This is a genomic window from Streptomyces sp. NPDC007991 (genome assembly GCF_042958445.1).
Lineage (GTDB): Bacteria > Actinomycetota > Actinomycetes > Streptomycetales > Streptomycetaceae > Streptomyces.
This window is the reverse complement of the sequence record NZ_JBIBJD010000010.1, coordinates 19,387-32,915: the sequence shown is the minus strand read 5'-3', so window position 1 is coordinate 32,915 and position 13,529 is coordinate 19,387. Positions and strand designations below refer to the sequence as shown.

The window sequence follows — 13,529 nt, the reverse complement described above, 5'->3', positions numbered from 1 at the left end:
AGGAGCAGTACGCCGACGACACCGGCCGCGAGCTGCTCGCCCTGCGGGGGGCGTTCCTCTCCCGGCAGGTCCACGACACATTCGTGCGCTGCCACAGAGCCAGCGCCGCACGCTCGAAGCCCACATCCGCAGCCACGGCGCCCCCGCGGGAAGCACGCCATGCACCTGCTCCGCCTGCTGACCAGCGCCCGCGACCTGCTGCGCACGGGCACGCTCACGATCGATGTCGGCGATCAGCGGGAGCCCCTGCTCGCGGTGCAGCGCGCAGAGGTGTCCTGGCCGGAGGTCGAGAGGTGGATGGCCCGCCTGGAGCGGGAGGCCGAGCAGGGCGTCCGCCACAGCCCGCTCCCGGCCGCACCGGACCGGCGCCGCGTGGCGGACTTCCTCACCCGCGCCCGCCGCACCTCGGCCCTCGGGCCGAGTGCCTGACTCGGCCGAGTGCCTGACTCGGCCGAGTGCCTGACTCGGCCGAGTGCTGATCAGGCGTCCCAGAGCGCTCCCAGGGTCAGCAGGTCGCTCCGGTACTCGATGCGGTCGGCCCACTCGCCCGGCCAGGCCTCCGCGCCCAGGTACGCGCCGGCGAAGGCGCCGGCCAGGCAGGCGATGGAGTCCGAGTCGCCGGCGGTGCAGGCGGCGCGGCGCAGGGCCGTGAGCGGCTCGTCGGGGAAGAGCAGGAAGCACAGCAGCCCGGTCGCCAGGGCCTCCTCGGCGATCCAGCCCTCGCCGGTGGCCAGGCACGGGTCGTCCTCGGGCGAGACCGTGCCCACGGCGTGCCGGAGCCGGTCGAGGATCGCCAGGCACTCGTCCCAGCCGCGCACGATGAACTGCTCGGGGCTCGGGTCCTGGGACCGGCGCCACAGGTCGCCGAGCCAGCGCTCGTGGTAGTGGCCGCGGTTCTCCAGGGCGTACGAGCGCAGCAGACCGATCAGCCCGGCCGGCTCGGCGCCCTGCGCGAGCAGCCGTACGGCGTGCGCGGTGAGGTCGGACGCCGCGAGCGCGGTGGGGTGCCCGTGGGTCAGCGCGGACTGCAACTGGGCCGCACCCGCGCGCTGTTCGTCGCTCAGGCCGGGGGCCAGCCCCAGGGGCGCGACCCGCATATTGGCGCCACAGCCCTTGGAGTGGATCTGACTGGCGTCCTGCCAGGAGCGGTCCGCGTGCTCCAGCAGGGCGCAGGCCCGCAAACACGTGTTGCCGGGAGCGCGGTTGTTCTCCGGGGAGCGGTTCCAGGCGATGAACTCCTGCCTCACGGCGTCGGCCATCCCCTCGGGCTCCAGCACGCCCCGGTCCATCGCCGTCCGGATGCCCCGCCCGAGCGCCAGCGTCATCTGTGTGTCGTCGGTGACGAGCGCCGGCTCGGGCAGGTCCAGCCGCCGCCACGGACCGAACCTGGCGACGATCCGCGGCACGTCGCTGAACTCGGTCGGATACCCCAGCGCGTCCCCCAAAGCGAGGCCGGTGAGGGATCCGGTGGCGGCTTGCTTGTGGGCGAGCGTGGTCATGTCAGAAGTCCTTCCGTCCCCGTGCCCGAGGGACACGGGGAACTCGCGGCACCCGGCGTTTCCGCGTAAGCCTAGAGATCGACTTCCTGCATCAGCATGCCGACCTCCGTGTTGGACAGCCGCCGCAGCCAGCCGGACTTCTGGTCGCCGAGGGTGATCGGGCCGAAGGCGGTGCGCACCAGCTTGTCGACCGGGAAACCGGCCTCCGCGAGCATCCGGCGCACGATGTGCTTGCGGCCCTCGTGGAGGGTGACCTCGACGAGGTAGTTCTTCCCGGTCTGCTGGACGACCCGGAAGTGGTCCGCGCGCGCGTAGCCGTCCTCCAGCTGAATGCCGTCCTTGAGCTGCTTGCCCAGGTCGCGCGGGATCGGGCCCACGATGTGCGCGAGGTAGGTCTTCTTCACGCCGTACTTGGGGTGGGTCAGCCTGTGCGCCAGCTCGCCGTGGTTGGTGAGGAGGATGACCCCCTCGGTCTCGGTGTCGAGCCGGCCGACGTGGAAGAGCCGGGTCTCGCGGTTGGTGACGTAGTCACCGAGGCACTGCCGGCCCTCCGGGTCCTCCATGGTGGAGACGACCCCGGCGGGCTTGTTCAGCGCGAAGAACTGGTAGGCCTGCGTGGCGACGGTCAGCCCGTCGACCTTGATCTCGTCCTTCTCCGGGTCGACCCGCCGCCCCTGCTCCAGCACGATCTCGCCGTTGATCTCGACCCGGGCCTGCTCGATCAGCTCCTCGCAGGCGCGCCGGGAGCCGAAGCCCGCGCGGGCGAGGACCTTCTGGATCCGCTCGCCCTCCTGCTCGGCGCCCGGGAAGGTCTTGGGCAGCTTGACGTCCTTCTTCCCGGCGTACCGGTCGCGGTTGCGCTCCTCGATCTGCGCCTCGTACTCGCGGGGGCGTGCCGGGGCCGTACGACCGCCCTTCTGGGGCTGCTTGGGCCCGCCCTTGGCGCCGCCGCGCGCCGCACCGCCGCGCCCGGACTTGGGTCCCTCCTTCGTCGCTCCGGGGCCCACGTCGTAGCGGCGCTCCTCGGGGCGGGGCTTGCGGGGGCGGCCCTGCCCCTGCTTCTGGTCCCTGTCGTTACCGGCGCCGCGGTGGTTACCGCGTCCGCCGCTCTTGCCGCTGCCGCTGCTTCGCATCAAAGTTCCGTCTGGTCGTCTTCGTCGTCGGTACCCGGGGTGACCGGGCGGCCCGGCACGTCGTCATCGGGCGCGTCCGGGTCGAACGACGGTACGCCTTCCTGGGTCTCGGCCTCGATCGCCTCCGCCTCCGGGAGGAAGGGCGCGAGTTCCGGGAGCTCGTCCAGACCGCGCAGGCCCATCCGCTCCAGAAAGTAGTTCGTCGTCGTGTACAGGATCGCACCTGTTTCGGGTTCCGTGCCCGCCTCCTCGATCAGACCCCGCTGGAGGAGGGTGCGCATGACGCCGTCGCAGTTGACTCCGCGTACGGCGGAGACGCGGCTGCGGCTGACCGGCTGCCGGTAGGCGACGACGGCCAGGGTCTCCAGGGCGGCCTGGGTGAGGCGGGCCTGCTGGCCGTCCAGCACGAAACGCTCCACGGCCGGGGCGTACTCGGCACGGGTGTAGAACCGCCAGCCGCCCGCCACGAACCGCAGTTCGAAGCCGCGGCCCTGGACGGTGTACTCGTCGGCCAGCTCGCGCAGCGCGTCCGCGATCTGACGCTTGGGCCGCTCCAGTATCTTCGCGAGGTGCTCCTCGGTGGCCGGCTCGTCCACGACCATCAGGACGGCCTCCAGCGCGGGCTTGAGATCGAGGGCGGCGACGGCACGCAGCCCGGCCGGGACGTCGGTGGCTTCCTGGCTCATGCCTTCTTCTCCTCCTTCGGCGGCTCGGGCGGCCGGTCGAACTCGTCGGTGACGGTCGGTGTCTCGTCCCCGTCCCCGCCGGTCCACCGCACGAGCAGCTCACCGAGCGCGGCCTCCTGCTCCAGCGCGACGGCCTTCTCCCGGTACAGCTCCAGCAGCGCGAGGAACCGGGCCACGACCGTCAGTGTGTCGTCGGTGTCCGCCACGAGCTCCCGGAAGCTGGCCTCGCCGAGCTCCCGGAGCCGGGCGACGACGATCCCGGCCTGTTCCTGCATGCTGACCAGCGGGGCGTGGATGTGGTCGACGTACACCTGCGGCCTGGGCCTCGGCTGCATCGCCTTCACGGCGAGCCTGGCGAACCCTTCCGCGCCGATGCTGATGACCACCTCGGGCAGCAGCTCGGCATGGTGGGGTTCGAGGCCGACGGTACGCGGATAGCGCCGGGCCTCGTCATCGAGCCGCCCGCTGAAGATGTCGGCGATCTGCTTGTACGCGCGGTACTGGAGCAGCCGGGCGAACAGCAGGTCCCGGGCTTCGAGCAGCGCGAGGTCGGCCTCGTCCTCCACCTCGGCGGCGGGCAGCAGCCGTGCCGCCTTCAGATCGAGCAGCGTGGCCGCGACGACGAGGAACTCGGTCGTCTCGTCCAGGTCCCAGTCCGGCCCCATCGCCCGGATGTACGCCATGAACTCGTCGGTCACCTTCGACAGCGCGACCTCGGTGACGTCCAGCTTGTGCCGGGAGATCAGCTGGAGCAGCAGATCGAAGGGCCCTTCGAAGTTGGCGAGCCGGACTGTGAAGACCCCGTCGTCGCCGGCACCGTCGGCCGGCGGCTGGGCGGTGCTCCCCGACTCGTCCCGGCCCTGCGGGGCCCGCGCCCCGGGGTCCGCCCCGGCCTCGCCCGGGGCCCGCGGAGCAACAGCCTCGGCGCCGGTACCGGCCGCCGGCGCGTAAGCGAGCGCCTCATGCCGGACCCCGGTCTCGCCAGGCTCAGCGATGGAAACGGCGACCTCGGCGCCGATACCGGCCACTGGCGCGTAACCGAGCACCTCGTGGCGGACCCCGGTCTCGCCAGGCTCAGCGATGGAAACAGCGCCCTCGGCGCCGATACCGGCCACTGGGCCGTCAGCGAGCGCCTCATGCCGGACCCCGGTCTCGCCAGGCTCAGCGATGGAAACAGCGCCCTCGGCGCCGATACCGGCCACTGGGCCGTCAACGAGCGCCTCGTGCCGGACCCCGGTCTCGCCGGGCTCGGCGACCGCAGGGGCGCTCTCCGCCGCAGCCACCGGCCCCGGGGCGGGGCGCTCACCCCCCGTCGCCGGATGACCGGCCTCGGGCCCGGGCCCGGACACGTCGCCCGCCTCCGGGGAAACGCCCTCACGGCTCTCCCCGGTCGCAGCGGCAGCCGCGGCCTGCGCCCGGGCGGGCCCGCCCGCACGCTCCGGTCCAGGCCTTCCGGCCGCCACTCCCGGCTCGGCGGGGACCTGCCGCTCCACAACGCCGGGCGACTCCTCGACAGCCGACCCGGGCGTCGCGCCCGGCTCGCCGGTACCCGCGAGCACCTCACCGGGCTCGACCGCGCCCACGTCCACCGGTTCGACCGGTGGAGCCACCGGCCCCCGCCCCAGCGCACGCCGACGGCCGGACGGGCCGCCGGGATGTGGTGGGGAGGCGTTCGAGGTCATGGCCCCCGCAGGCTACCGCTACCGCCCGCGCAGCCGTCGTACGAGGATGCTGGCGTCCCCGCGGGTCTCCAGGTCGGCGAGGACCACGGCGACCGCCTCGCGGACGATCCGGCCGCGGTCGACGGCCAGGCCGTGCTCGCCGCGGAGCACGAGACGGGCGTGCTCCAGGTCCATGAGCTCCTCGGCCGACACATAGACCGTGATCTTCTCGTCGTGCCGCTCCCGGCCGCTGGGGCGGCGTGCGGCGGCCCGGCCGCGCTTGCGGGGTGCCGCCGCGGCGGCACCGGCCGCACCCGCGGCAGAACCTTCCTGCGCCGCCTGCCGACGGGCGGAGCCGGAGCGGCTGCGGGACTCCCCGGCCTCGGCCGACTCCCCGTCCGCCGCGACATGCTCCGCGCCCTCGCCGTCACCGCCCCGCGCGGGCACCGACTGCGGCACGTCCTCCGCGGCCGTGGCCGCTGCCGCCACCGCGTCGCCCTCCCCCGCCGGAGCGGGCACCCGGGCGTCGCCGTTGGCCTGGCGCCTGGGCTGGGACGACTGAAGCGCCATCCCCCCTGTCGTACGGAAGAGTTCGTCGGCCCCCGGCAGACTCACTCGGCGTGACACCGGGCGAGCACCTCCCTGGCGAGCTGGCGGTAGGCGGCGGCACCGACGGAGTTGGAGGCGTACGTGGTGATCGGCTCACCGGCGACCGTGGTCTCCGGGAACCGGACCGTGCGCCCGATGACCGTGTGGTAGACGTGATCGTCGAAGGCCTCGACGACACGCGCGAGCACCTCACGGCTGTGCACCGTGCGCGAGTCGTACATCGTGGCGAGGATCCCGTCGAGCTCCAGGTCGGGGTTGAGCCGCTCCTGGACCTTCTCGATGGTCTCGGTCAGCAGGGCCACACCGCGGAGGGCGAAGAACTCGCACTCCAGCGGCACGATCACCTTGTGCGCGGCCGTCAGGGCGTTGACCGTGAGCAGGCCGAGCGAGGGCTGGCAGTCGATGACGATGAAGTCGTAGTCGTCCAGCAGCGGCTTCAGCGCGCGCTGCAGGGTCGACTCGCGGGCGACCTCGGAGACCAGCTGGACCTCGGCCGCCGACAGGTCGATGTTGCTGGGCAGCAGGTCCATGTTGGGGACCGCCGTCTTCAGCAGCACCTCGTCGGCCGCCATCCCCCGCTCCATGAGCAGGTTGTAGACGGTGAGGTCGAGTTCCATCGGGTTGACCCCGAGTCCTACCGACAGCGCGCCCTGCGGGTCGAAGTCCACGAGCAGGACCCGGCGTCCGTACTCCGCGAGCGCGGCACCCAGGTTGATGGTCGACGTGGTCTTGCCGACGCCGCCCTTCTGGTTGCACATCGCGATGATCTTCGCGGGTCCGTGGTCGGTCAGCGGGCCCGGGATCGGGAAGTACGGCAGCGGGCGTCCGGTCGGGCCGATGCGCTCCCGGCGCTGTCTGGCCGCGTCGGGCGCGAGAGTGGCCGCGTACTCGGGGTCGGGCTCGTACTCCGCGTCGGGGTCGTAGAAGTGCCCCTCGGGCAGTTCGTCGTAGTCGGCGAAGTGGTTGTGGGGCGCGCCACTTCCGTCGCCGGCCATGGCGTTCACGTGATGGCCATCCATCTTCTGGTGTGCAGTGTGAGTCGCCTGCTGACTCTGGTGGGCTGCGAAGGTGCGCACAGCGACGGAGCCGACAGCAGCGAACCCCGCGGGACCCTGGCCCCGTGCAGGCATTCCTGGTTGACCACCCCCGGGAGTAAATGTCGACTCATTCACAAGTCGTCTTACCTCCTTGGTGACCAGGAAACTTCTAGACAGGTCAGCGTGGCACCATGCCGACGGTTGGCGACTCTATGGCGTGTCGGGCGTCCGCAGCAACACAATCCGCCGGACCCGGCCCGATGTGTCGGCAATGAAACATCCCGCTGTCAAGGGCGTACGGCCGTCGCACGGCAGGTTTCACCGGTGTGCGAATCGGTTGAAGGGTTACGTTCGAGGCGAGTTGCCCGAGAATCGCGAAGTGACCATACACACATCCGGCCGGACCTTGTCGGGCAAGGTCCGGCCGGGTGCGCGGCGTTGACGACCTGTGTTGACGTATCGCCTTTACGAGTCGGTGACTTGGTCGACTCGGCGACCCGCGGGGCTCAGCCGAGCAGCGAGGACAGCTCGACGTGCTCCACGTCGTGCGCCTCGGCGACCTCCTTGTAAACGACCTTGCCGTCGTGGGTGTTGAGCCCCTTGGCCAGTGCCGGGTCGCGGCGCAGCGCGTCCGCCCAGCCGTGGTCGGCGAGTTCCACGATGTAGGGCAGCGTGGCGTTGGTCAGCGCGTAGGTGGAGGTGTTCGGCACCGCGCCGGGCATGTTGGCGACGCAGTAGAAGACCGAGTTGTGGACCCGGAAGGTCGGCTCGGCGTGGGTGGTCGGACGGGAGTCCTCGAAGCAGCCGCCCTGGTCGATCGCGATGTCGACAAGGACACTTCCAGGCTTCATCCGCGAGACGAGCTCGTTGGTGACCAGCTTCGGGGCCTTGGCGCCGGGGACCAGCACCGCGCCGATGACGAGGTCGGCCTCCAGGCAGGCCTTCTCCAGCTCCAGGGCGTTGGAGACGACGGTCTGGATCTTCGTGCCGAAGACCTTGTCCGCCTCGCGGAGCTTGTTCACGTCCTTGTCGAGCAGGGTCACGTGGAAGCCCAGGCCGATGGCGATCTGGGCGGCCTGCCAGCCGGAGACGCCGCCACCGATGACGACGGCCCGGCCGGCCAGGACGCCGGGGACGCCTCCGGGCAGCACGCCGCGCCCGCCGTTGGCCCGCATCAGGTGGTAGGCGCCGACCTGCGGGGCCAGCCGGCCCGCGACCTCGGACATCGGGGCGAGCAGCGGCAGCGCGCGGCCGGGCAGTTCGACCGTCTCGTAGGCGATCGCCGTGGTGCCGGACTCCAGCAGCGCGTCCGTGCACTCCTTGGAGGCGGCCAGGTGCAGGTACGTGAAGAGCGTCTGGTCCTTGCGCAGGCGGTGGTACTCCTCGGCGATGGGCTCCTTGACCTTCAGCAGCAGGTCGGCGGCGGCCCAGACCTCGTCGGCGGTGTCCAGGATCCGCGCCCCGGCGCCGACGTACTCCTCGTCCGTGATCGAGGAGCCGGCACCGGCGCCGCGCTCGATGACGACCTGGTGGCCATGACGCACCAGCTCGTGCACGCCGGCGGGGGTGATGGCCACCCGGAACTCGTTGTTCTTGACCTCGCGGGGGATGCCGACCTTCACGTCGATCACGGTCCTTGGCTCAGAGGGTATGGGCGCATTACTAGACATACCCGGGCACGAACGGGCACACCGGGAGAGACCGCAGGAGAACGTGCGGCAGAGCCAGTCTAATGAAGGTGTTCCCGCTGTCTAGCCTTTCATTACATCAATCTTCAGCGGATGCGCTACGGATTTCGCAGGTGTCAGGCTCTGGTTTCCGGTGTGAGTCGCCGTCGGAGGCCGTCACGGGCTCCTCGTCGTCCTCCTGGTACTCCCCGAGGATCCGCTCGGCGGCGCCCCGGTGCAGCCGGGCCGACGCGGGGTCGCCGAGGTGTTCGAGGGTGTCGGCGACGCGCAGGTGCAGCGCCGCCTGCAACCGCGAGTCCTCGGCCCGCCGCGCCCATTCCACGGCCTCCCGGCAGGTGCGCAGCGACTCCTCGGGCCGGCCCGCGTACTCCTGGACCCGCGCCAACTCGCTCAGCGCCCGCGCCTGGGCGGCCACGTCGCCGTTTTTGCGGTGCCCGGCGATCGCCGCGCGCCAGTTGCGCAGGGCCTCGCCGTAGCGGCCGGCGTAGGTGTGGGCGGCGGCGATCCGCCCGTACAGCCGGGCGGCCTCGGCGCGCTCGCCCCGGGCGAGCCGCTCGACCAGGGCCCGGCCGAACCAGTCGGCGGCCCGGTCGAAGTCACCGAGCTCCAGGTGCGCACCGCCTACGGATTCCATCGCGCGGCCGGTCGCATACGGATCGTTCACCTCGCGTCCGGCGTCCAGCGCGGCCCGGTAGCGGGCCAGGGCGTCGGCCGCGCGGCCGGTCCGGGCGTCGAGGTCGCCGAGGTTGAGCAGGGCGGCGGCCCGCTCGCGGGGCAGTTTCCGGCGCTCGGCCACGTCGAGGACCAGGCTGTGGATGTCGTAGAGGTCCGGCGCCGCCGCCCGCGTGCCGTCATGCGCCACCATGGCCCGCACCAGCTGGGACATCAGCCGCCGGGCCAGGGTGTCCAGCTGCCCGTCGGCGACCGCGAGCCGGGCCGAGGCCAGCAGGGCGGGCCGGGTCACGCGCAGCCAGTCGGCGGCCTCCCGGGGCGTGGGAAAGCGCAGGGCGCGCGGCAGGTCGAGGAGCTTCTGGCGGGCCTGGGGGCTGTCGGTCTCGGTGATCGCCCGGCAGGCCTGGAGCAGCCGTACCGTCCGCTCCAGCATGCGGGCGCGGGCCAGCTGGAGCTCGGCCGGGCGTTCGTGGTGCTCTGCGAGGACGCGGAGCCGGTCGTGCAGACAGCCCGGCACCTCGTACTGCGGCAGCGGCGAGTCCACCGCGTGCAGGAAACCGAGGGCGACGAAGTCGTCGAGGGTGGTGCGGGCGCTGTCGACCGAGCAGCCGACGAGCGCGGAGGCGGTCTGCGGGTCGACCAGTCCGCCCGGGGCGAGGGCGAGCAGGCGCAGCATCCGGGCGGGGGTGGCGGGCAGGGAGGCGTAGGCGAGGCGGAAGACCCGGCTCAGCGCCGTGCCCTCGCCGTCGTCGGCGCGCAGCTGCTTGGCGAGGTCGGAGACGGCCGCCTTGGGGCGGGCGGCGAGCCAGCCGCCCGCCAGCATCAGCGCGGCCGGCTGCCCCTGGCACTCCTCGGCGAGGCCCTCGGCGGCCCGGGGGTCGACGGTGATGCGGACCGAGCCGGTGTGCCGGGACAGCAGCTCGACCCCGGACTTGGCGTCCAGGCCGCCCAGGGTGCACGGGCGGACGTCCGAGATACCGGTCAGCGGCCCCTCCGACACCGCGACGACCAGGCACTCCGGGGTGTCGGGCAGCAGGGCGTCGACCTGCTCGGCGTCGGCGGCGTCGTCCAGCAGGAGCAGCGCCCGGCGGTCGGCCAGGGCGGTGCGCAGGGCGTCGGTGAGGTCGTCTTCGCAGGCGCCTGCCGGGGCCTCCTGGTCCAGGGCGGCGAGCAGGTCCCGGGCGGTGCGCCCGACCGGCACGGGGGTGCCGTCGGGCTCGCTGAGGCGGGCGCGCAGGACCCCGTCCGGGTAACGGTCCGCGATCTGCCGGACCAGCTCCTCGGCGAGTGCGGTGCGCCCCGAGCCCGGCCGGCCGGCGATGAGCAGCACGCGCGCGCGTGGGGGCTTGCGGCCTGCCAGGGTGTCGAGGCCGGCGCGCTCGATGTCGGCGCGCAGTTCCTTCAACTCCCGTGTGCGGCCCAGGAATCGGCTCTCGCCGCACGCGGGTCCGGTCAGCCGCACGTCGCCTGTCTCCACGACCTGATCCGTCACGGGCCACACTCCCGTCCCACCACACGCACAAGCCCGCCGGGACTCCGGTCCGGGCGTGAACAGAGCCTAGTTCACGCTCTGCAACGCCCCGGCCGGAGCACGACGGCACGGCGGGCACATCCCCCGATCGGATCAGCCGATCTTCACACCGCACGGGATGCGGGGCGGGGTGCGGGCCTCCTTCACGCCTCGAACGGACGCGCCGGCCACGGTGCCTGGGCCGGGCGCAGGGCGTCGAGCCCCTCGCCGGCGCGCGCGGCCACCAGGGAGAGGACGCCCACGACGAGGCAGTTGTTGTGCAGCTCCCCGGCCAGCACGCCGCGGACGAGGTCCTCGACCGGCACCCGGTCGAGCTCCATGTCGGCCTCCTCCTCCGCGACCGCGAAACGCTCGCCCTCGGCCTCGGACAGATTGCGGGCGAGGAAGATCCGGACGGCCTCGTCACAGCCGCCGGGGGTGGTGTAGACGTCGGTCAGCACCCGCCAGTCCTCGGCCTTGACGTGCGCCTCCTCGTACAGCTCGCGCTGCGCGGCGTGCAGCGGGTTCTCGCCGGGGACGTCGAGCAGACCGGCCGGGATCTCCCACAGCTTGTGGCGCACGGGGTGGCGGTACTGGCGCAGGACCAGGACGCGGTCGGCCTCGTCGAGGGCGAGGACGGCCACGGAGCCGGGGTGGACCTGGTAGTCGCGGCCGACCACGGTGCCGTCGGGCATGACCACGTCGTCGGTGCGGACGGAGGTCTTGTTGCCCACGAAGGGGGTGTCCGTCGCCCGGATCTCCCACTCCTCCGGGGTGTCCTTGATCGTCATGCCTGTCCTTCCACGTGCCCCGCACGACCTGCCGAAAAGAGACCGGGGTGCACACCCTTTGAAGGGATGCACCCCGGCCACCGTACAACTGGTGTGTTACTTCGAAGTCTTCCGCTCGACCGCGGCCTTGACGAGCCCGGCGAACAGCGGGTGCGGGCGGGTCGGCCGCGAGCGCAGCTCCGGGTGCGCCTGGGTGGCGACCAGGTACGGGTGGGCGTCGCGCGGGTACTCGACGTACTCGACGAGCTTGCCGTCCGGGGACGTGCCGGAGAACAGGATGCCCGCCCTCTTCTCCAGCTCGGCGCGGTAGGCGTTGTTCACCTCGTAGCGGTGCCGGTGGCGCTCCTCGACGTACTCCTTGCCGTCGTACACCTCGCGCACGATCGAGCCCTCGGCCAGCTTCGCCGGGTACATGCCGAGCCGCATGGTGCCGCCCATGTCGCCCTCACCGGCGACGATGTCGAGCTGCTCGGCCATCGTGGAGATGACCGGGTGGGCGGTGGCCGGGTCGAACTCGGTGGAGTTGGCGTCCGCGATGTCGGCCAGGTTGCGCGCGGCCTCGATCACGATGCACTGCAGGCCCAGGCAGAGGCCGAGCAGCGGGATCTTGTTCTCGCGGGCGTACTTGATCGCGCCGACCTTGCCGAGCACGCCGCGGTCGCCGAAGCCGCCGGGGATGCAGATGCCGTCGACGTCGCCGAGCTGCGCCGCGGCGCCCGCCGGGGTCTTGCAGTCGTCGGAGGTGACCCACTTGATCTTCACGCGGGCCCGGTTGGCGAAGCCGCCGGCGCGCAGCGCCTCGGTGACCGACAGATAGGCGTCGGGCAGGTCGATGTACTTGCCGACCAGCGCGAGGGTGATCTCGTGGTCGGGGTTGTGGACGCGGTCGAGCAGGTCGTCCCAGGTCGTCCAGTCGACGTCGCGGAACGGCAGGTCGAGCTTGCGGACGACATAGGCGTCCAGGCCCTCGCCGTGCACGGTCTTCGGGATGTCGTAGATCGAGCGGGCGTCGGGGCAGGCGACGACGGCGGCCTCGTCGACGTCGCACATCAGCGAGATCTTCCGCTTGATCGCGGTCGGGACCTCGCGGTCGCAGCGCAGCACGATCGCGTCCGGCTGGATACCGATGTTGCGCAGGGCCGCAACCGAGTGCTGGGTGGGCTTCGTCTTCAGCTCACCCGAGGGGCCGATGTACGGCAGGAGCGAGATATGCACCACGAAGACGTTGTCCCGGCCGACCTCGTGCCGCACCTGGCGGACGGTCTCCAGGAACGGCAGCGACTCGATGTCGCCGACCGTGCCGCCGACCTCCGTGATCACGACGTCGACCTCGTCCGTCGCCATGCGGCGGATGCGGTGCTTGATCTCGTTGGTGATGTGCGGGATGACCTGCACGGTGTCGCCCAGGTACTCGCCGCGCCGCTCCTTGGCGATCACGGTGGAGTACACCTGGCCGGTGGTGACGTTGGCCGAGCCGTCCAGGTCGCGGTCGAGGAAGCGCTCGTAGTGGCCGATGTCCAGGTCGGTCTCGGCGCCGTCGTTGGTGACGAACACCTCACCGTGCTGGAAGGGGTTCATCGTGCCCGGGTCGACGTTGAGGTACGGGTCGAGCTTCTGCATCACGACGCGCAGACCGCGGGCCTTGAGCAGCATGCCGAGGCTGGAGGCCGTCAGGCCCTTGCCGAGCGAGGAGGCGACACCCCCGGTGACGAAGATGTGCTTGGTCGTCGAATTACGAAATGCGGCGGGCGGCATGGCCAAGACGGGGCTCCCGTGGTCGCGGTCTGGGGGTGCGGTGCGGCTGCCTGCCGGAGGTTTCCGGGGGGTCGCCGTCGCTGCGGTTCGGGGGTTTGCTGCCCACCGGTCCACGGGCTACCAGCGTATCAGCGCCGCGGGGCGATGGCTTCCGGCCACGCTCCGCACACGGGCCGACACGGAGACGGTCACCCTCACCGGTCTCTCACCCGTTGCTCACTCGTTCGGCGTACTCGGCTTGTCTGGACGGGCACCCGGAACATCGGCGTGCGTCGTATCCTGCTCGGACACTCGCTGCCGAGCCCGCCGGCGCAACGGCACCACCCCCGCCCGTAAGGACCGGAACAACGTGAGCTCGTCAGTTCGTTGAGCAACATTGGCGCTTTGCATCACGGCAGGCGACCTGTTTTGCTTCATCGCTCAACGATGCATTGCAAGACTTGCTGAAAATCCCCCTTGACCGCACTAGCGACAGCCCCCTTGCGGGG

General features: G+C 71.8%; 10 protein-coding genes and 1 pseudogene. 1 reads left to right on the top strand and 10 read right to left on the bottom strand.

Going from position 1 to position 13,529, the window contains the following annotated elements:
- Window positions 1-14: 14 nt before the first annotated feature.
- A pseudogene (locus ACFZDA_RS27620) lies at window positions 15-429 on the top strand (nucleotidyltransferase); the annotation flags it as partial.
- A 50-nt stretch (window positions 430-479) separates the two neighbouring features.
- On the opposite strand, the gene ACFZDA_RS27615 reads toward ACFZDA_RS27620, so the two are convergent.
- From ACFZDA_RS27615 to ACFZDA_RS27570, 10 genes are all read right to left on the bottom strand, one after another.
- Entirely contained in the window at window positions 480-1,499 is a 1,020-nt protein-coding gene (locus ACFZDA_RS27615; RefSeq protein WP_391086557.1) for an ADP-ribosylglycohydrolase family protein, read from the bottom strand.
- A 71-nt stretch (window positions 1,500-1,570) separates the two neighbouring features.
- Window positions 1,571-2,632, bottom strand: coding sequence for a pseudouridine synthase (locus ACFZDA_RS27610; protein WP_391086555.1), 1,062 nt, complete (start codon window positions 2,630-2,632; stop codon window positions 1,571-1,573).
- Complete coding sequence (gene scpB / locus ACFZDA_RS27605; protein ID WP_391086553.1) at window positions 2,632-3,318, bottom strand: SMC-Scp complex subunit ScpB; 687 nt, start codon at window positions 3,316-3,318, stop codon at window positions 2,632-2,634. Before scpB ends, ACFZDA_RS27610 begins: the two co-directional genes overlap by 1 nt.
- Complete coding sequence (locus ACFZDA_RS27600) at window positions 3,315-4,313, bottom strand: segregation/condensation protein A (RefSeq protein WP_391087221.1); 999 nt, start codon at window positions 4,311-4,313, stop codon at window positions 3,315-3,317. Before ACFZDA_RS27600 ends, scpB begins: the two co-directional genes overlap by 4 nt.
- Before the next feature lie 705 nt (window positions 4,314-5,018).
- Window positions 5,019-5,606 (bottom strand): hypothetical protein, encoded by a 588-nt coding sequence (locus tag ACFZDA_RS27595; protein WP_391086552.1) that lies wholly within the window; start codon window positions 5,604-5,606, stop codon window positions 5,019-5,021.
- Complete coding sequence (locus ACFZDA_RS27590) at window positions 5,591-6,718, bottom strand: ParA family protein (protein ID WP_082319718.1); 1,128 nt, start codon at window positions 6,716-6,718, stop codon at window positions 5,591-5,593. Before ACFZDA_RS27590 ends, ACFZDA_RS27595 begins: the two co-directional genes overlap by 16 nt.
- A gap of 413 nt (window positions 6,719-7,131) precedes the next feature.
- The gene (ald, locus tag ACFZDA_RS27585) at window positions 7,132-8,256 is read right to left on the bottom strand and encodes an alanine dehydrogenase (RefSeq protein ID WP_391086549.1); all 1,125 of its coding nucleotides are present in this window, start codon (window positions 8,254-8,256) and stop codon (window positions 7,132-7,134) included.
- Between the two features lie 136 nt (window positions 8,257-8,392).
- Window positions 8,393-10,477 carry a tetratricopeptide repeat protein gene (locus ACFZDA_RS27580; RefSeq protein ID WP_391086547.1) on the bottom strand — a complete coding sequence of 695 codons (2,085 nt, stop codon included), beginning with the start codon at window positions 10,475-10,477 and terminating at the stop codon, window positions 8,393-8,395.
- A gap of 182 nt (window positions 10,478-10,659) precedes the next feature.
- A complete protein-coding gene (locus tag ACFZDA_RS27575; RefSeq protein ID WP_391086545.1) occupies window positions 10,660-11,286 on the bottom strand; it encodes an NUDIX domain-containing protein in 627 nt (208 codons plus the stop codon).
- Between the two features lie 96 nt (window positions 11,287-11,382).
- Entirely contained in the window at window positions 11,383-13,041 is a 1,659-nt protein-coding gene (locus ACFZDA_RS27570; RefSeq protein ID WP_391087219.1) for a CTP synthase, read from the bottom strand.
- Between the last annotated feature and the right edge of the window lie 488 nt (window positions 13,042-13,529).